This is a genomic window from Streptomyces sulfonofaciens, assembly GCF_014656295.1.
GTDB classification, from domain to species: domain Bacteria; phylum Actinomycetota; class Actinomycetes; order Streptomycetales; family Streptomycetaceae; genus Streptomyces; species Streptomyces sulfonofaciens.
This window is the reverse complement of record NZ_BNCD01000009.1, coordinates 40999-59755: the sequence shown is the minus strand read 5'-3', so window position 1 is coordinate 59755 and position 18757 is coordinate 40999. Positions and strand designations below refer to the sequence as shown.

Below are 18757 nucleotides of genomic sequence, written 5' to 3'. Positions count from 1 at the left end.
CCCGCCCCGGCAGGGGCGCGGGCCGGTGGCGCGCTGCGCCTTGGCACCACGCCCCTGCCGGGGCGGGCACACGGCCTCTCGTCCCCGCCGGGTTCCGGCAGGGGGCCGGTGTCACTCCTCGACCGTCAGTCCCCTGCGCAGCCGCACCAGGGTGCGCGAGAGCAGGCGGGAGACGTGCATCTGGGAGATGCCCAGCTCCTCGCCGATCTCGGACTGGGTCATGTTGGCCACGAAACGCAGGGAGAGGATCTTGCGGTCGCGCTGCGGCAGCTCCGCGATCAGCGGCTTCAGCGACTCGACGTACTCGATGCCTTCGAGGCCGTGGTCCTCGTACCCGATGCGGTCCGCGAGCGCGCCCTCGGAGTCGTCGTCCTCCGGCTGGGCGTCGAGGGAGCTGGCCGTGTAGGCGTTGCTGGCCGCCATGCCCTCCACGACCTCGTCGTTGGTGAGGCCGAGGCGTTCGGCGAGCTCGGCCACCGTGGGGGAGCGGTCGAGCTGCTGGGCGAGTTCGTCGCCGGCCTTGGCGAGGTCGAGTCTGAGCTCCTGCAGGCGGCGCGGCACCCGCACCGACCACGAGGTGTCACGGAAGAACCGCTTGATCTCGCCGACGATGGTGGGCATCGCGAAGGTGGGGAACTCGACGCCGCGGCTCAGCTCGAAGCGGTCGATGGCCTTGATCAGCCCGATGGTGCCGACCTGGATGATGTCCTCCATCGGCTCGCTGCGGGAGCGGAACCGGGTGGCGGCGAACTTCACCAGGGCGAGGTTGAGCTCCACCAGCGTGTTGCGGACGTAGGAGTATTCGCAGGTGCCTTCCTCCAGCGACTCCAGGCGCTCGAAGAGGGTCTTGGACAAGGCTCGTGCGTCGACCGGTCCCACCGACTCGTACGGGGGGATCTCCGGAAGATCGGACAGGCCCTCCGGGAAGTCGGCTCCAGCGGCGTGGTCCGCGAGCGCGTGCTCCATGGGGTCGGAAGGCAGAGTCGACGTCGCCTGGTCAGTGTGCGATCCGTCGAGCCGGGGTGACATGATGTCCTCCATCGTTCTCGGCATATGGCTGCCGAAGCCACTACGTGCACTGCGGTGTGCGGCGCCTCCAAGCCGGCCGTGTCGATTGCTTTCCCTCTAGGCCTACCCGGTTTCGCACTCCCGCCGCAAGTGCAGTTTCGTGGCAAATGTCCTTTTCTGGGGGGTTGTTCGGGTACCAAAGGGTGGGTCCCAGGGCGTAGTGTTCGAGAGCGTCAAGCAACGGCGACGACGGTCGGGAGAGAGACGGCATGGACCGCGGGACGGTCGGCAGCACGCAGAAGGGCCGGCTTCACGTAGAGGTGCGGGGGGAGGGTTCCACTGCCGTGGTGACCCCGGTGGGCGAGCTGGACCACGCCACCGCCGATTTGCTGCGGGACCCGCTCGAAAGCTGTATCGACGAGGGCCTCACACGGCTGGTGGTCGACTGCTCGCGCCTGGAGTTCTGTGACTCCACGGGGCTGAACGTCCTCCTGGGCGCCCGGCTGAAGGCCGAGGCGCAAGGGGGTGGGGTCCATCTGGCGGGAATGCGGCCTGTGGTGGCCCGGGTGTTCGAGATCACGGGAGCGGATGCCGTCTTCACCGTGCACGCAACGCTCGAAGCCGCCCTGGCGGACTGACCTCCGACGTTACGCCTCAGCACTTTCTGCGTGACCGCTGCGTTACCAGCGTCACAGTTTCCACGTCGGATTCGTGGGTGTTCTCACGGTTCGGCAGGGCAGAAGACACCGTGGAATCCGTCGTCGGCCGACAAGCGGGGAGGCGCGCCCCGACTGCCGGTGTGGCGCTGGGGGATGGCAAGGCCCGTTCCTGACATTGTGAATCGTAGAACTGGTGAATCGGTGAGGTGAAGCGCTGATGAGCACCACCCGGCCGTGCTCGCCGGGCGACCGGGGCCCGGAGCCGGGCGCCGAGGGCGCCGAGGATCCGCCCGGCAAGGCGGCCCTTGCCGCGCCCGGCGCCGCCGCACCCACCGATCCCGGCCCCGGTGCCGCCGCAGGCGGGCCGGGCAGCCCTTCCCGGGGCGGCGGTGGCGCCGAGGACTCCGGTGACGAGCCGGACACCGGTGACGAGGTGGACGCCGCGGGGCGGCGCTCCCGGCGGCTCAGTTTCCGCGACGCCACCGGCATCGTCCCGATGGCCAGGGACTTCACCCGGCAGGCCCTGTACGCCTGGGGCTGGCTCCCGGCGGTCGGGGCGGACCAGCGCGCCGCCGCGGAGGATGTCCTGCTGGTCGTCTCGGAGCTGGTCACCAACGCCTGCCTGCACGCCGAGGGCCCCGAGGAGCTGTGGATCGCCTGCGACCGCAAGGTGCTGCGCATCGAGGTGACCGACCGGGGCTCGGGCCAGCCCGCGCCCCGCACGCCGCACCGCGCCGGGCGCCCCGGCGGGCACGGCATGTTCATCGTCCAACGGCTCTGCCTCGACTGGGGTGTGATCCGGGCGCCGGGGCTGCCGGGCAAGACGGTGTGGGCGGAGCTGGGGGCTCCGCCGGCCTGAGAGGGGTGCCTCCCCGCGCCCCTGCGGGCGCGGAGGAGGAGCGGGCGCGGGGGAACGCCTCAGTGCACCCTTCCCATCAGCGTCCTGACCTTGCCCCGGTACGCGTACACCCCGATGCCCGCAAGCGCCGCGACGGCGGCCTCCAGGGCGACGACGCCGGTCGTGTTGAGGTCGACGCCGGCCAGCGAGAGCAGGCCCGTGACGCAGTCGCCCGCGGTGACGGCGAGGAACCAGACGCCCAGCATCTGCGAGGCGTACTTGGCCGGCGCCATCTTCGTGGTCACCGAGAGGCCGACCGGGGACAGGCACAGCTCGCCGACGGTCTGCAGCAGGTAGATGCCGACCAGCCACAGCGGGCCGACCTTGCCGCCGCCCGCCGCGGACAGCGGCAGTATGAACAGGAAGAACGAGAGACCGACCAGCGCCAGGCCCGCGGCGAACTTCACCACGGTGCTCGGCTCCTTGGCCCGGCGCGCCAGGTAGAGCCAGATCCAGGCCAGCAGCGGTGCCAGCGCCATGATCAGTACCGGGTTCACCGACTGGAACCAGGAGGCGGGGAAGGACCAGCCGAAGACCGAGGTGTCGGTCTTGTCGGCCGCGAAGATCGCCAGCGTCGAGCCGCCCTGGTCGTAGATCATCCAGAAGACGGCGGCGGCCGCGAAGAACCAGATGTACCCGGTCATCCTGGACTGCTCGCCGTCCGACAGCTCCCTGTCGCGCTTGATGCGCACCAGCACCGCGACCGGGATCAGCAGACCGGCCACGGTGATCGGCACCAGCGCCCAGTTCATGGTGTACAGCCCGGCGACGACCACGACGCCGTAGAACACCGCGGCGGCGAGCACCACGAGCACCGTCCTGCGCAGCACCCTGTTGCGCTCCTCGCGGGTCAGCGGTTCGGGAACCAGCCCGGAGCGCGGGTTCAGGTGCCGGGTGCCGTACAGGAACTGCACCAGGCCGAGGCCCATGCCCACCGCGGCGAGCGCGAAGCCGAGGTGCCAGCCGACCTGCTGGCCGACCGTGCCGATCACCAGCGGCGCGGCGAAGGCGCCCAGGTTGATGCCCATGTAGAAGACGGTGAAGCCGCCGTCGCGGCGCGGGTCGTCCGGGCCGTCGTAGAGGTGGCCGACCATCGTGGAGATGTTCGCCTTGAGCAGCCCCGAGCCGAGCGCGACCAGCGCCAGGCCGGCGAAGAACGCGCCCTGCCCGGGCAGGGCCAGGGTGAGGTGGCCGAGCATGATCACCGAGGCGGAGATGGCGACGGTCCTGCGCGGGCCCCAGACACGGTCGCCGAACCAGCCGCCCGGCATCGCCAGCAGGTACACCATGGCGAGGTAGATCGAGTAGATGGCGGTGGCGGTGGCCGCGGTCATGGCCAGACCGCCGCCCTGGGAGCCGCCGGCGGCCGCGGTGCCGCCGGAGACGAGGTAGAGCGGTAGCAGGGCGCGCATGCCGTAGAAGCTGAAGCGCTCCCACATCTCGGTCATGAACAGGGTGGCCAGTCCGCGGGGGTGGCCGAAGAAGGTCTTCTCTGAGCCCGGGATACCGGACGAGTCCTTCGTCAGGCTGGACGCCATGGGTCGGTCCTCGTGGGTCGGGACGCGCCGCGCGGGGATCCCCTGCTCCTTCGGAGCCGCGGCGCGCCGGTGGGGGGCGCGGCCGGAACCGGTGGCGCACGTCGGGCCCCGAAGACGGGACACCCGCTCCGGTCGGGAGCGGGTGACGGACGACGCCGGGATCCACGCTCCCGGCGCGCACGCGCCAGGAACCCGGCCACGGGTCATTGCTCAGGGGCGCGGACCGGCGGGACCGGCCCCTTCACCGGCACATACAGAAGCGACCTTCGGGAATCATCCGGTGAAGCGTCCCAAAGGCCTCGAAGTGGCTCTGTGTACCGATGAGTACTGCTGAATACTGTTACAGGCGTTCTCACACCCTACGGCACGACAGAGCCTTCTATAGAGGTACATGAGATACGAATCACAGGTCCCATGTGCTCCGCAAGCTCTTTTCGAAGGTGTTCGCCAGAATTGCATCCATGAGCCGCAGGCGCACACCGTGCGCCCCGCCCCCGGGCCTCGCGCGCCCCGGAGCCGCCGCTGATCGCGCCACGGGCTCCTGGCCGCGCGGACTACCATCACGTGCATGACCCGTGTACTGCTCGCCGAGGACGACGCGTCCATTTCGGAGCCCCTGGCCCGTGCCCTGCGCCGGGAGGGGTACGAGGTCGAGGTACGGGAGGACGGGCCCACCGCGCTGGACGCGGGCATGCAGGGCCAGGTCGACCTCGTCGTCCTCGACCTCGGCCTGCCCGGCATGGACGGCCTCGAGGTGGCCCGCAGGCTGCGCGCCGACGGCCATGCGGTGCCGATCCTCATCCTCACCGCCCGTGCCGACGAGGTCGACACCGTGGTCGGGCTCGACGCGGGCGCCGATGACTACGTCACCAAGCCGTTCCGGCTCGCCGAGCTGCTCGCCCGGGTGCGGGCCCTGCTGCGCCGCGGCGCCACCGAGCCCCAGCAGCCGCCGGCCACGCACGGTGTGCGGATCGACGTCGAGTCGCACCGCGCCTGGATGGGCGAGGAGGAACTCCAGCTCACGGCGAAGGAGTTCGACCTGCTGCGGGTCCTGGTGCGGGACGCGGGCCGGGTGGTCACGCGCGACCAGTTGATGCGCGAGGTCTGGGACACCACGTGGTGGTCCTCCACCAAGACCCTCGACATGCACATCTCCTGGCTCCGCAAGAAGCTCGGCGACGACGCGGCCAACCCCCGCTACATCGCCACCGTGCGCGGAGTGGGCTTCCGCTTCGAGAAGAGTTAGGCAGACCTACGGAGGTGCCTGCGCCGTGCGCCGCCGCCTGATCAACTCCACGCTCGCCGTGGTGCTCGTCGTGATCGCCGTCTTCGGGGTCTCGCTCGTGATCGTCGAGACCCGCACGATCAGCAACAGCGCCCACGAGCGGGTCGACTCCGAGGCGGTGCGCCTGGTCAGCATCGTCAACAGCCGGCTGCTCACCGACCAGCAGATCACCAGCGACATCCTCAAGGGCCAGGTCGCCGAGCGGTACGCGGTGATCGACATCCCCGGGCGGCACCCCATAGAGGTGGGCACCCGGCCCTCCGGCGACGTGATCAGGGCCGACGCCAAGGGGGACCGGGGCGAGATCGTCACCGTCGAGGAGCCGCAGTCCACCGTCACCGAGGAGGTCGGCAGGACCCTGCTGATCATCGGCGCGGTGGCCGCCCTGGCCGTCGCGGCGGCCGTGCTGCTCGCCGTGCGCCAGGCCAACCGGCTCACCTCACCGCTCACCGACCTCGCCGAGACCGCGGAGCGGCTCGGCTCCGGCGATCCGCGGCCCCGCTACAAGCGCTACTCCGTGCCGGAACTCGACCGTGTCGCCGACGTCCTGGACGGCTCGGCGGAGCGCATCGCCCGGATGCTCACCGCGGAGCGGCGGCTCGCGGCGGACGCCTCGCACCAGCTCCGCACTCCGCTCACCGCGCTCTCCATGCGCCTGGAGGAGATCACCGTCACCGAGGACCTGGACACGGTCAAGGAGGAGGCGACCATCGCGCTGACCCAGGTCGAGCGGCTCACGGACGTCGTGGAGCGGCTGCTCACCAACTCCCGCGACCCGCGCACCGGGAGCGCCGTCGCCTTCGACCTGGACGAGGTGATCAAGCAGCAGATAGAGGAGTGGCGGCCGGCCTACCGCAGCGCGGGCCGCGCCATCATCAACTCGGGCAAGCAGCACCTGAGGGCCGTGGGCACGCCGGGCGCGGTCGCCCAGGTGCTCGCCGCGCTGATCGAGAACTCCCTGATGCACGGCGGCGGCACGGTCGCCCTGCGCACCCGCGTCACCGGGAACCAGGCCGTGATCGAGGTCACCGACCAGGGTCCGGGGGTCCCCGCCGACCTCGGCGCCAGGATCTTCGAGCGGACCATCAGCGGCCGCAACTCCACCGGCATCGGGCTCGCCGTCGCCCGCGACCTCGCGGAGGCGGACGGGGGCCGCCTGGAGATGCTCCAGCCCAAGCCGCCCGTCTTCGGCCTCTTCCTGTCCCGCACGCCCCTGCGCAGGCCGTCCGGCGAGCCGGGGGCGGAGCACACCGTCAGATGAGGGGGCCCGCCGCACCGGGCGGCCGGCGCGGCGCGCCGCCGTCCGGGGCCGGGCCCGGCTCCTGGTGGGCCGCCGGGCCCACCCCGACCGGTTCCGCCGCGGGCGTCCCGCCCTGCGGAAGCGCCCGGAACACCCACGTCCGGTACGACCAGAAGCGGAACAGGGTGGCGATGCCGATGCCGAGGAACTTGAAGACGTTGCTCTCCAGCGGGCCGTCCCACCCGAACCAGTACGTCGCCGCGTACAGCACACCGTTCTCGATCACCAGGCCGATCACGCTGAACAGCAGGAAGAGCGTGAGCTCCTTGGTGCGGCGGCTCTTGTCGCGGTCCCGGTAGGCGAAGTAGCGGAACCCGACGTAGTTGAACGCGATGGCGACCACCGTCGCGATCACGCTGGCCCGCACCACCTGGAGGTCGGTGACGCCGCGCACCAGGTTGAACACCAGCAGGTTGACGAGCAGGCCCGCACCGCCGACCGCGCCGAACTTGGCCAGCTCGCGCACCACGCGCTCCACGCGCACCCACGGCCCGCGGCCGGGCGGCCGCTCGGGATGGGCGGAATCGTCCCGGTCCATGGTGTCGTCCAGCCCCCGTCGCTCGTGATGCGTCAACCGCCCCATGCTAACCAGCCCGCTCGGGCCGCTTCCGGCGGCCGATACCCTGGGCATGTGACGTTCCCGGTAGTAGGCATGGTCGGCGGTGGCCAGCTCGCTCGTATGACACACGAGGCGGGCATCCCGCTGGGCATCAGGTTCAAGCTTCTCAGTGACACTCTCCAGGACTCCGCGGCACAGGTGGTGGGCGACGTCGTCGCCGGCGACTACCGCGACCTGGCGACGCTGCGTGCCTTCGCGCAGGGCTGCGACGTGCTCACCTTCGACCACGAGCACGTGCCGACGGAGCACCTGCGCGTGCTGGAGGCGGACGGCGTCCTGGTCCGGCCCGGCGCCGAGGCGCTCGTGCACGCCCAGGACAAGGGGGTGATGCGGGCCCGCCTCGACGCCCTCGGAGTGCCGAGCCCGCGGCACAGGATCGTGCGGGACCCCGCCGACGTGGCGGCGTTCGCGGCCGAGCTGGGCGCCCGTGCGGACGGCGGAGCGGCCGACGGCTTCCCGCTCGTGCTGAAGACCGTGCGCGGCGGGTACGACGGCAAGGGCGTCTGGGTGGTCGACTCCGCCGACGACGCCGCCGTCGCGGAGCCCTTCAGGGCCGGGGTGCCGGTGCTGGCGGAGGAGAAGGTCGACTACGTACGGGAGCTGGCGGCGAACGTGGTGCGCTCGCCGCACGGCCAGGCCGTCGCCTACCCGGTCGTCGAGTCCCGCCAGGTCGACGGCGTCTGCGACACGGTGATCGCGCCCGCGCCCGGCCTGGACCGGGACCTCGCGCTGCGCGCCGAGCAGTTGGCGCTGCGGATCGCCAAGGAACTGGGCGTGGTCGGCCACCTCGCCGTGGAGCTCTTCGAGACCCGCGACGGCGGGGTCCTCGTCAACGAACTGGCGATGCGGCCCCACAACTCCGGCCACTGGACCCAGGACGGTGCGATCACCTCGCAGTTCGCCAACCACGTGCGGGCGGTGCTCGACCTTCCGCTGGGCGACCCGCGGCCCCGTGCGCCCTGGACGGTCATGTGCAACGTCCTCGGCGGCGACTACCCGGACATGTACGGGGCGTACCTGCACTGCATGGCCCGCGACCCCCAGCTCAAGATCCACATGTATGGCAAGGACGTCAAACCCGGCCGCAAGGTGGGGCACGTCAACACCTACGGCGACGACCTCGACGACGTGCTGGAGCGCGCCCGTCACGCTGCCGGCTACCTCAGAGGAACGATCACCGAATGACCAGCTCCCCCGACCAGGAGGCCGCGCCGGGCCCCGACGCCGTGACCGACCCCGGGCGCACCGCAGCCGGCGCCCAGGCCCCGGCGGGCCCCGCCGTCGGCATCGTCATGGGCTCGGACTCGGACTGGCCCGTCATGGAGGCGGCGGCACAGGCCCTCGACGAGTTCGAGATCTCCTACGAGGTCGACGTGGTCTCCGCGCACCGGATGCCCCAGGAGATGATCGCGTACGGGGAGCGGGCCGCGGGGCGCGGACTGAAGGCGATCATCGCGGGCGCGGGCGGCGCCGCGCACCTGCCGGGCATGCTCGCCGCGGTCACCCCGCTGCCGGTGATCGGCGTCCCGGTGCCCCTGAAGCACCTGGACGGCCTCGACTCCCTGCTGTCCATCGTGCAGATGCCGGCCGGGGTGCCGGTCGCCACGGTCTCCGTCGGCGGCGCCCGCAACGCGGGTCTGCTCGCCGCCCGGATCCTCGCCGCACACGACGACGAGCTGCTCGGCAGGATGCAGGAGTTCCAGCGCCAGCTCAACGAGCAGGCCACCGAGAAGGGCAGGCGGCTGCGCGCCAGGACGCAGGGCGCCTCGGCCGGCTTCGGCTTCGGCTCCGGGAAGTGACCGCCGTGACCTCCTTCCCGCCGGGCGGCTCCCCGTTGGACGAGGCCCTCGACCTGCTGCGCGAGTATCCCGTCGCCGACGGGCACAACGACCTGCCGCACGCGCTGCGCGAGCAGGTCCGCTACGACCTCGGGCGGCGGGACATCGCCGCAGACCAGAGCGCCTACCTGCACACCGACCTGGCACGGTTGCGCGCGGGCGGGGTGGGCGCGCAGTTCTGGTCGGTGTACGTGCGCAGCGACCTGGCCGGGGAGTCGGCGGTCAGTGCCACGCTGGAGCAGATCGACTGCGTCGAGCAGCTTCTCGCCCGCTACCCGGAAGCCCTGGTCAGGGCGCGCACGGCGGCCGACATGGAGCAGGCGCGCGGGCAGGGGCGGATCGCGTCCCTGATGGGTGCCGAGGGCGGCCACTCCATCAACTGCTCCCTCGCGACACTGCGCGGCCTGCACCGGCTCGGTGTGCGCTACATGACGCTCACCCACAACGACAATGTTCCCTGGGCGGACTCGGCGACCGACGAACCGGCCGTCGGCGGCCTGTCGGCGTTCGGCCGCGAGGTGGTGCGGGAGATGAACCGCATGGGCATGCTGGTCGACCTCTCGCACGTCGCCCCCGCCACGATGCGGGACGCGCTGGACACCACCGAGGCGCCGGTGATCTTCTCGCACTCCTCGGCGCGCGCCGTGTGCGATCATCCGCGCAACATCCCGGACGACGTCCTGGAGCGGCTGCCCGCGAACGGCGGCGTGGCGATGGCCACCTTCGTGCCCAAGTTCGTCCTGCCGGCCGCGGTCGCCTGGACCAGGGCCGCCGACGACAACATGCGCGCCCACGGCCTGCACCACCTGGACACCACGCCGGAGGCGAGGAAGGTGCACCGCGCCTTCGAGGAGCGCAACCCGCGCCCGATCGCGACCGTGGCCACGGTCGCCGACCACCTGGACCACATGCGCGAGACGGCGGGCGTCGACCACATCGGCATCGGTGGCGACTACGACGGCACCGCCTTCACGACCAGTGGCCTCGATGACGTCTCCGGCTATCCGCGCCTCATCGCCGAGCTGCGCACCCGCGGCTGGTCCCGCGCCGACCTCGCCAAGCTGACCTGGCAGAACGCGGTGCGCGTACTGGACGCGGCGGAGTCGGCGGCCCGGGAGCTCGGTGCGTCCCGGGGGCCCTCCAACGCGACGATCGGGGAACTCGACGGCTGACCCGGGACACGGCCGCCCCGGGAACTCGACGGCCGGCGACCGGACGGCCGGGGGCGCCCCTGACGGGGTGCCCCCGCCCCTGACCTGGTCTCCTGACCTGGTCTCCTGCCTCCGACCTGGTCTCCTGCTCCGGTCTCCTGCCCCTGGTGTCGCCCCGCCCCCGGCCCCGGCCGGGCGGGGTCACGCCGTCGGGCGGCCCATCGCCCGGTACGTCCAGCCGGCGGCGCGCCACCGGGCGGGGTCGAGGGCGTTGCGGCCGTCGAGGACCAGGCGGTGGGCGGCGACGGAGGCCAGCCGGGCCGGGTCGATCTCGCGGAACTCGCGCCACTCGGTGAGGTGCAGCACCACGTCCGCCCCGCGCACCGCCTCCAGCGCCGAGTCGGCGTAGCCGAGCGTCGGGAAGACCTGCTTGGCGTTGGGCATGCCCTTGGGGTCGTAGACGGTGACCTGGCCGCCCTGGAGGTGGATCTGGCCGGCGACGTTCAGCGCGGGGGAGTCGCGCACGTCGTCCGAGTCCGGCTTGAAGGCGGCGCCGAGCACCGCGACCCGCTTGCCCAGGAAGCTGCCGCCGACCCCCTCACGCGCCATCTCCACCATCAGGCCGCGGCGCCGCATGTTGATGGAGTCGATCTCGCGGAGGAACGTCAGGGCCTGGTCGGCGCCCAGCTCGCCCGCGCGGGCCATGAAGGCCCGGATGTCCTTGGGCAGGCAGCCGCCGCCGAAGCCGATCCCGGCCCGCAGGAACTTCCTGCCGATCCGCTCGTCGTGCCCGATGGCCTCGGCGAGCCCCGCCACGTCGCCGCCGGCGGCCTCGCAGACCTCCGCCATGGCGTTGATGAACGAGATCTTGGTGGCCAGGAACGAGTTGGCCGCGGTCTTCACCAGCTCGGCGGTCGGGAAGTCGGTGACGATGAAGGGAGAGCCCTCGGCGACCGGCCCCGCGTACACCTGGCGCAGCAGCTTCTCCGCGCGCTCGCCGCGCACGCCCACCACGATGCGGTCCGGGTGCAGGGTGTCCTGGACGGCGAACCCCTCGCGCAGGAACTCGGGGTTCCAGGCCAGCTCGACGTCGCCGCCCGCGGGCGCGAGCTCGGCGATCCGGCCCGCGAGCCGTGCCGCGCTGCCGACCGGCACCGTCGACTTGCCCACCACGAGTGCGGGCCTGCGCAGGTGCTTGCTGAGCGAGTCGACCGCGGAGTTCACGTACGACATGTCGCAGGCGTACTCGCCGTGCTTCTGGGGGGTGTTCACGCACAGGAAGTGCACATCGCCGAACTCGGCGGCCTCGGCCCAGTCCATGGTGAAGCGCAGCCGTCCGCTGGACCCCTCGATCCCGGCGACGTGCGCCCGCAGCAGCTCCTCCAGCCCCGGCTCGTACATCGGGACCTGGCCGCGCGAGAGCATCTCGATCTTCTCGGGCGCGACGTCAAGACCCAGCACCTCGAAGCCGAGCTCGGCCATGGCCGCCGCGTGGGTGGCCCCGAGGTAACCCGTGCCGATCACGGTGATCTTCAGAGACATGCGTGCTCCAGGACTTCTGCGGGCGGGCAGGTGTACGTCTGCGCCGGCCGGGCCGCCCGGGGCCCGGCCGGTGGCGCGCTGGCCCGAGCATAGCCGCGGGCCCCTGGGGGCAGGTGCTGAACCACTGCCTCCGGGTGCTGTCGGCAACCTCACGCGCGCGTACCTGTGCGTGCCCGGGACGGGCCCGTAGGATGCGGTTACTTAACGGTAGTTAGCAGCCGTGCCGAGGCGGTGCGGGCGGCGTCCGCGGCGTCGGCGGGGCGCGGCGGTCCAGGTGTCTGACGGTCAATGTGTCTGGGGAGTGAGTGACAGTGGCGGGATCGGCGGGAAACGCGTCATTTGACCTGTATCAGCTTTCCGAGGAGCACACCATGCTCCGCGAGACGGTGCGGTCGCTCGCCGAGGCGAAGATCGCACCGTTCGCCGCCGCGGTGGACGAGGAGTCCCGCTTCCCGCAGGAGGCGCTCGACGCCCTGCGCGCCGCCGACCTGCACGCGGTGCACGTCCCCGAGGGCTACGGCGGCGCGGGCGCCGACGCGCTCGCCACCGTCATCGTGATCGAGGAGGTGGCCCGGGTCTGCGCCTCCTCCTCGCTGATCCCGGCGGTGAACAAGCTCGGCTCGCTGCCGCTGGTGCTCTCCGCCTCCGAGGACGTCAAGAAGCGGTACCTGACCCCCCTCGCCAAGGGCGACGCGATGTTCTCGTACTGCCTGAGCGAGCCCGACGCGGGCTCGGACGCGGCGGGCATGAAGACCAGGGCCGTGCGCGACGGCGATCACTACGTCCTCAACGGCGTCAAGCGCTGGATCACCAACGCCGGCGTCTCCGAGTACTACACGGTGATGGCCGTGACCGACCCGGAGAAGCGCTCCCGCGGCATCTCCGCCTTCGTCGTCGAGAAGTCGGACCCCGGTGTGTCCTTCGGCGCGCCCGAGAAGAAGCTCGGCATCAAGGGTTCTCCGACCCGCGAGGTCTACTTCGACGACGTACGCGTCCCGGCCGACCGCCTGATCGGCGAGGAGGGCACCGGCTTCGCCACCGCGATGCGCACCCTGGACCACACCCGCATCACCATCGCCGCCCAGGCCCTCGGCATCGCGCAGGGCGCCCTCGACTACGCCAAGGGCTACGTCAAGGAGCGCAAGCAGTTCGGCAAGCCGATCGCCGACTTCCAGGGTGTCCAGTTCATGCTCGCCGACATGGCGATGAAGCTGGAGGCGGCCCGCCAGCTCACGTACGCGGCGGCGGCCAAGTCGGAACGCGTCGCCGCCGGCGGCAAGGAGCAGGACCTCACGTTCCACGGAGCCGCGGCGAAGTGCTTCGCCTCGGACGCGGCGATGGAGATCACCACGGACGCGGTGCAGCTCCTCGGGGGGTACGGGTACACGCGGGACTATCCGCTGGAGCGGATGATGCGCGATGCCAAGATCACGCAGATTTACGAGGGCACGAACCAGGTCCAGCGGATTGTGATGGCCAGGAACCTGCCCTAGCGGGGGTTTTGCGGGTCAGGGGCTGTTCGGAGGGTCCGAGAGGACAGCTTCGGCTCTCTGCCCGTTGCGGCCCGGTCAGGACCGTTCCAGGGCGTCATGCCGGGGAATCCTGGGCGGATGCCGGACCGGAAACGTCCGCTGACCTGTACAGACAACGCAGCCCCCGGCGTGATGCCGGGGGCTGTCGCCGTACGCTGATCGGACGACCCCTGACGCCTCCGCGGGGTCGTCCGCGCCGGGCGCCACCCCCGGTGACACGGCTCGCTCGCTTCGGTGGACCGGCCGAAGCGAAGGGGCCCGTGCGGATGGACGGGGCCCTCGTTGTTCCGACTACGCGACTGGGCAAGCCACGTCGGCAACGGCACGGTTCGGCGAGCACGTCACCACCACCAGGGACAGATATGAGGGACGTTCGAGATAGAAGCCGTACGACACGTCGGTGCCCGAGCGCAGTTGTTCGGCAGCAGAACTCACCAGTCTGGCCAGGCGGGTGGTGTCTCGGTCCTTCTCCGCTGCGAACCGGGGCGCATATTCGGCCAGCCGCTCACCGAGCCAGGCCGTGTCTTCGAGCAGGCCGCGCATTCTGTCACCCGACAGGGCTACGACCGTGAACCCGTCGAACTTGTCCACGTACAGTCCAACGTCTCTGGGGTCCGTGACGACGACCTCGGCGTGCACGGTCTCTATCGTGACCATATGGTCATCCCGGATGACGAACGCGTGATTGGCGATGTCATTCTGCTGAAGCGCCAGTGGAACTACCCGAATATCCACATGAGGCAGGCGCGATACAGAGACGATGCGGTCGAGTTGTGCCGCCATCATCTGCGGCGGGACGATCTTCCACCTCAGTACGGGTTCCGTGATGACGAACCGCAGTGACTTCGCGCTGTCGTAGAGAACCGCTTGCCGTTCAAGCCGTCCGTTGATCGTGCGTGTGAGGGCGTCTTCACTCAGATTGTGCCGTTTCAGGACGGCGCGGATGTACTCGGGGGTTTGCAGCAGGCCGGGGACCAGTGCCGGTTGAAAGAGTCGCAGCGTCGACATCTGGTATTCCAGGGCCATGGCGGCTTGCTGCCCCTTGTGGACGCCGATGCGTTTCAGCAGGCGCCACGCCGTCGCTTCCGTCGCCGATGCTCGGGCGGCCTCCGTGTACTCGGCCTTGACCTCATCCGACACGCCGATGGCGGTCAGGATGCGTTCCACATCCGCGGCGCTCGGTGCGAGATTGGCATTCTCGATCTTGGACAGCTTGGACGGAGACATGAGGGCGCCGCGGGCCACTACCTTCGCTTCCTTTCCCGACGCCATGCGCAGCGCCCGCAGCGCGGCCCCGAGCTGTGCTCTGTTCACGCCCCGTACTTGGCCCACCATTCGGTGAACGGTTCCGCGTGGGCGAGTGCCGTGTCGCGGTACCTGGTGAACTCCGCCACCCGTTCCGGCTCCAGCGCTTTTGAGCCCAGGTACTTTCCCGCCCCGTCGTAGTTCATCACGGCCACGGACTCGGAATCGAAGCACCAGAAGTCCGGGACGCCGGCCAGCGGATTGAGCCTGTCGGTGACGTCGAGGATGGAGAATTCTTCACCGCCGGTCATGTTCTTCCGGTAGCCCCACCCGAGTTCAAATCGGAGATAGTCCGTGAGCGGGCGCGACACAATGTGCACCCGATGGACCCGCTTGCCGTTCTCGGTGTGCGAGCGGAGTTCCTCCACCCACCCGGAGTTGTAGTCCTCCGGCTGCGGTTCCCCGGCCAAGTAGGTGTGATACGCGTCGACGTTCCCGGACTTGCTGTAGTCGTCCAGGGTCTCCAGACGAAAGGCCTCACGCCGGAAGGAGCCGAAGAGGTCGCCGAGGGTCTTAGATGAGCTTGTCACGGATGGCCTTCTGGAGCAGTTCCATCGGGATCTCGACCAGGGTTTCATGAGCGGGAATCTGAAGCCCGTGGTCCGTTGGCGTCCCGCCCTGCACCAAGACGGTGCCGCGATCTGTCGCGTAGATCGTCGGGCAGTCCTTGATGTCGCACGTGCTGACCAGCTTGGTGACCTTCATGGTCTGGATCCCCCTCCCATGCCGCTGGCAGTGCCTCGCGTCTGGGACTGATGCTCCCGAGGGACGGGCGTGTGGGTCAAGCGATCACGGTTGACGGAACGGGAAACCGCCTGACGTCTGCCAAGCCTGCTGGTCCGCCGCCTTCCCGGTCTCGGATCCCACGCGGCCGGGGTGACCGGCGCAGTACCACTGACGATCACGGGGACATGCCGGCGGCATCCTCTCGGAGAGGCCTCCCCTGGCAGGATCCCTCGCAGGGCGGAGGCTTTTTCGAGGTCCGGATCGACATGCACGGGGCACGTGGCACGTCCGCCCGGGTGCTCCGGTGCGTCGGAGCAACCGCCGTTGGGGGCACAACACCGCCCGACATCGTCGTGACTGTCGAACGGCCGGGGAGGACCGGCCGGCCTGTCACCGCTTGCACGCGGGTGGCGGTCCCGGCGACGTTCTGCCGTAGCCGGCCGGCACGGGCGTTCGACAGGAACCGGGACACCTCCCGTCACGCAGCGCCGCAGCCGGCCGGCGCAGGGAACAAGGAGAACCGCACGACGGCAGCCCGCCCAAACGTCCGGCACCGCCGCACCCCGCAAGGCGGGGAGGCCGCCCCCTGCGCCCCCTCGCCCGGGCGGGCTGCCGACGAGCACGCGAAGCACCGGCGACCCTCCTCCAGAGGATGTGCCGAGCAGAGCCGGACGAGCCGGGCGGCGCGCGGATTCCCGGGGACGCTCACAGCCCGAAGACCCGCGCCCCGTTGTCGTGGCAGACCGCGCGGAGCCACGCGGTGCCGAGGCCGGTGCGCTCCAGGGCCGTGAGGGCGTCGCCGTAGGCGTAGGGGATGTTGGGGAAGTCGGTGCCCAGGAGTACGCGGTCGCCGAGGGCGGCCAGCCGGGGCAGGGCCCTGCGGGGGAAGGGGGCCTCGGACTCCGTGAAGGGCGTGAACGCCATCGTGGTGTCCAGCATCACCCCGGCATGGCGTTCGGCCAGGTCGAGGAAGTCCTCGTACTCCGGCATGCCCAGGTGGGCGACGACCAGTCGCAGCCGGGGGTGGCGGGCGAGCAGTGCCGCGATCGGACCGGGGCCGGTGAAGGCGGCGGGCGCGGGACCGGAGCCGCAGTGCGTCACCACCGGCACCCCGGCGTCGGCCAGCAGCCCCCAGACCTCGTCGAGCAGCGGATCGTTGGGGTCGAAGCCGCCGACCTGCACATGGCACTTGAAGACCCGTGCGCCCTGCGCCAGGGCACGGCGGACGTCGGCGGCGGCCTCCGGCTCCGCGAAGAACGTCGCCGTGTGCAGGCAGTCGGGCGTGCGGGCGGCGAAGTCGGCCGCCCAGTCGTTCAGCCACCGGGCCATGCCCGGCCGATGGGGGTAGAGCAGGGAGGTGAAGGCCCGCACCCCGAATCCCCTGAGCACCTCGAGCCGCCGTTCCTCGTCGGCCCGGTAGGTGATCGGCCAGCGGCGGCCGACCAGCGGCCCCGCCGCGTCGAAGTACGCCCACACCTTGCTCAGGACGCGCTGCGGCATGAAGTGGGTGTGGACGTCGACGAGCGCGTCGAGCCCGAGCGACGCGCGGAACCGCGCGACCCGGGCGCGCTCGTCGGGCGCGGTGGCAGGCGCGCCGGCGGGCGGCGGTGTCGTCGCGGGGGTGTCGTTCAGCACGTGGCTGCCTCACTGGGTCCGAAAGGCGGAGGACGGGGGGCGGAGGTGCGGACGCCGTGCGCCGCCCTGGCGGGCACGGTACGCCGACGGCCCGCCGAACGGGTCGGCGGGCCGTGGCGGCACGGAGGCGGGGCGGGGCCTGCTCAGTTGCCCGACACCGTCACCTTCTCGTCGTTCCTCAACTCGTCCACCAGCGTCTTGACCTTCGCCTTGTCCCAGACCAGGTTGCCGCCCACCGAGCCGGAGATCGGCATGTTGAGCTGCTTGCCGTCCCCGCCGGAGACGCCCTTCATCGCCCAGAACATGGACGCCAGGTCGAACAGGCTCATGTCCTTGTCGACGATCAGCGAGTCCAGTCCCGCACCCAGCACCGGGTAGAGCTTGAACGGGTTGAGCACGGTCGACGGCGTGGCCACCTGGTGGGCGAGGGCCGCCAGGAACTTCTGCTGGTTCTTCGTGCGCTGGAGGTCGCTGGCCGCGAACGCGTGCCGGGTGCGGACGAAGGCCAGGGCCTGCTGGCCGTTGAGGGTCTGCTTCCCCGCCTTGAAGTCGGCGCCCGAGTACGTGTCCTTGAAGCCCTGGTCCAGGGTCATCTCCACACCGCCGACCGCGTCGACGATGTTCGCGAAGCCGGCGAAGCCTATCTCCGCGTAGTGGTCGATGCGCAGGCCGGTGTTGTACTCGATGGTGCGCACCAGCAGCTCGGGGCCGTCCATGGCATAGGTGGCGTTGAGCTTGGTGTGCCTGCCGGTGCCCGGGAACGTCTTGCCGGACTCGGAGCCCTTGAAGGTGGGGATCTCCACGTCCGAGTCGCGGGGCAGCGAGATCATCGTGTCGCCGTTGTCGCCGACGTGCAGGATGATCATCGAGTCGGTGCGCTTGCCCGCCGCGGACCCGGTGTGCAGTTCCTTCTTCTGCTCGTCGGACATGCCCTCTCGGCTGTCGGATCCGACGATCAGGTAGTTGGTGCCGTCGCCCGCCTCGGGCCGGTTGATGACCTTGGAGAGGTCCACGTCCCGCCGCAGCTTTGAGTCGGCCCAGAAGTAGGTGCCCACGGAGGCCACGACCACCACGACGACCAGGGTGATGACGCCGGCCTTGATCCGGCGGCCCCAGTTCGGCCGGGGGCGGGCGCCGGCGGGGCCGTAGCCGTCGTACCCGTCGTAGCCGTCACCGCCGCCGTGGCCGCCGTGCTGCGGTGAGCCGTAGACCTGGCCCGTGTTGTACCCGCTGTCGTACGCCCCGGGGCCGCCCGGGCCCTCGAAACCGTCGGAGTACGAGCCACCGGGTCTGCCGGACGGCTGGGGCGGGATGCCCGGCCGTCTGGTGGGGGCGCCGTACGGCGGGGCGGACGGGCGCGGCCGGGGAGCCTGCCCGCGCTGGATGTGCGGCATCACACGCGCGCCCTCCGGCTGTGCGCTGCCGCTGCCGCGTCCGTAGCGGTCCTGGCCTCTCTCGTCGGGCCGGCCCCCGCTGTTTCCGGTGCGCCCCGGACGGGAGGAGCCCCCTTGCCATTCACTCATACGGGCCAGTGTGCAGGCTGCGCCCCCGGCGCTTACAGGACGCGGGATGTTTCGGGTCGGGGATGTTGCAGACCTGATGCAAACAGGGGTGGTAGGGGGGTGGCAAAGGGGGCGGGGGCGCCCTTGGGGTGTGCCGCATGACATTTGTGGCGCACACCACAGAAGGCGGGCTCACCGGCCGGGGCACCGCGCGCCGTC

Annotated in this window: 16 protein-coding genes and 1 pseudogene; 8 read left to right on the top strand and 9 right to left on the bottom strand. The window is 70.9% G+C overall.

What is annotated here, in order from left to right; all coding sequences use genetic code 11:
* Positions 1-111: 111 nt before the first annotated feature.
* On the bottom strand, positions 112-1041 hold the full coding sequence (locus IE313_RS16405) for an RNA polymerase sigma factor SigF (protein WP_189932791.1): 930 nt from the start codon (positions 1039-1041) through the stop codon (positions 112-114).
* 236 nt (positions 1042-1277) lie between these two features.
* Here IE313_RS16405 and IE313_RS16400 point away from each other — a divergent pair, with 236 nt between their 5' ends.
* Both IE313_RS16400 and IE313_RS16395 read left to right on the top strand, forming a co-directional pair.
* Complete coding sequence (locus tag IE313_RS16400; RefSeq protein WP_189932789.1) at positions 1278-1646, top strand: STAS domain-containing protein; 369 nt, start codon at positions 1278-1280, stop codon at positions 1644-1646.
* 238 nt (positions 1647-1884) lie between these two features.
* Entirely contained in the window at positions 1885-2526 is a 642-nt protein-coding gene (locus IE313_RS16395; protein WP_189932787.1) for an ATP-binding protein, read from the top strand.
* A 59-nt stretch (positions 2527-2585) separates the two neighbouring features.
* On the opposite strand, the gene IE313_RS16390 is transcribed toward IE313_RS16395, so the two are convergent.
* Positions 2586-4103, bottom strand: a complete 1518-nt coding sequence (locus tag IE313_RS16390; RefSeq protein ID WP_189932785.1) for a peptide MFS transporter — start codon at positions 4101-4103, stop codon at positions 2586-2588.
* A 568-nt stretch (positions 4104-4671) separates the two neighbouring features.
* Between IE313_RS16390 and IE313_RS16385 the strand changes: the two genes are divergently transcribed.
* Together IE313_RS16385 and IE313_RS16380 are read left to right on the top strand one after the other, a co-directional pair.
* Positions 4672-5349, top strand: a complete 678-nt coding sequence (locus IE313_RS16385) for a response regulator transcription factor (protein WP_189932784.1) — start codon at positions 4672-4674, stop codon at positions 5347-5349.
* 25 nt (positions 5350-5374) lie between these two features.
* Complete coding sequence (locus IE313_RS16380; protein WP_189932782.1) at positions 5375-6649, top strand: sensor histidine kinase; 1275 nt, start codon at positions 5375-5377, stop codon at positions 6647-6649.
* On the opposite strand, the gene IE313_RS16375 is transcribed toward IE313_RS16380, so the two are convergent.
* Positions 6642-7226, bottom strand: coding sequence for a GtrA family protein (locus IE313_RS16375; protein ID WP_189933107.1), 585 nt, complete (start codon positions 7224-7226; stop codon positions 6642-6644). The genes IE313_RS16380 and IE313_RS16375 overlap by 8 nt on opposite strands.
* 93 nt (positions 7227-7319) lie before the next feature.
* Between IE313_RS16375 and IE313_RS16370 the strand changes: the two genes are divergently transcribed.
* The 3 genes from IE313_RS16370 (at position 7320) to IE313_RS16360 (ending at position 10317) form a co-directional block, all read left to right on the top strand.
* Positions 7320-8492: a 5-(carboxyamino)imidazole ribonucleotide synthase gene (locus IE313_RS16370; RefSeq protein ID WP_189932781.1), complete on the top strand. Its 1173-nt coding sequence runs from the start codon at positions 7320-7322 to the stop codon at positions 8490-8492.
* Positions 8493-8599: 107 nt separating this feature from the next.
* Positions 8600-9106, top strand: a complete 507-nt coding sequence (purE, locus tag IE313_RS16365; protein ID WP_189933105.1) for a 5-(carboxyamino)imidazole ribonucleotide mutase — start codon at positions 8600-8602, stop codon at positions 9104-9106.
* The gene (locus IE313_RS16360) at positions 9103-10317 is read left to right on the top strand and encodes a dipeptidase (RefSeq protein WP_229924686.1); all 1215 of its coding nucleotides are present in this window, start codon (positions 9103-9105) and stop codon (positions 10315-10317) included. The genes purE and IE313_RS16360 overlap by 4 nt, the downstream gene beginning before the upstream one ends.
* A gap of 180 nt (positions 10318-10497) precedes the next feature.
* Here IE313_RS16360 and IE313_RS16355 read toward each other — a convergent pair whose 3' ends face one another.
* A complete protein-coding gene (locus IE313_RS16355) occupies positions 10498-11838 on the bottom strand; it encodes a UDP-glucose dehydrogenase family protein (protein ID WP_189932779.1) in 1341 nt (446 codons plus the stop codon).
* 311 nt (positions 11839-12149) lie between these two features.
* Here IE313_RS16355 and IE313_RS16350 point away from each other — a divergent pair, with 311 nt between their 5' ends.
* The gene (locus tag IE313_RS16350) at positions 12150-13331 is read left to right on the top strand and encodes an acyl-CoA dehydrogenase family protein (RefSeq protein ID WP_268256713.1); all 1182 of its coding nucleotides are present in this window, start codon (positions 12150-12152) and stop codon (positions 13329-13331) included.
* A gap of 564 nt (positions 13332-13895) precedes the next feature.
* Here the strand turns inward: IE313_RS16350 and IE313_RS16345 are convergent.
* The 5 genes and pseudogenes from IE313_RS16345 to IE313_RS16325 all read right to left on the bottom strand — a co-directional run.
* A pseudogene (locus IE313_RS16345) lies at positions 13896-14684 on the bottom strand (helix-turn-helix domain-containing protein); the annotation flags it as partial.
* Entirely contained in the window at positions 14681-15205 is a 525-nt protein-coding gene (locus tag IE313_RS16340; protein ID WP_189932776.1) for a DUF6879 family protein, read from the bottom strand. The pseudogene IE313_RS16345 and the gene IE313_RS16340, both read right to left, overlap by 4 nt.
* Positions 15189-15380 carry a hypothetical protein gene (locus IE313_RS16335; protein ID WP_189932774.1) on the bottom strand — a complete coding sequence of 64 codons (192 nt, stop codon included), beginning with the start codon at positions 15378-15380 and terminating at the stop codon, positions 15189-15191. Before IE313_RS16335 ends, IE313_RS16340 begins: the two co-directional genes overlap by 17 nt.
* A gap of 726 nt (positions 15381-16106) precedes the next feature.
* Entirely contained in the window at positions 16107-17036 is a 930-nt protein-coding gene (locus IE313_RS16330; protein WP_373317002.1) for an amidohydrolase family protein, read from the bottom strand.
* Between the two features lie 143 nt (positions 17037-17179).
* Entirely contained in the window at positions 17180-18559 is a 1380-nt protein-coding gene (locus IE313_RS16325) for an LCP family protein (RefSeq protein ID WP_189932772.1), read from the bottom strand.
* Between the last annotated feature and the right edge of the window lie 198 nt (positions 18560-18757).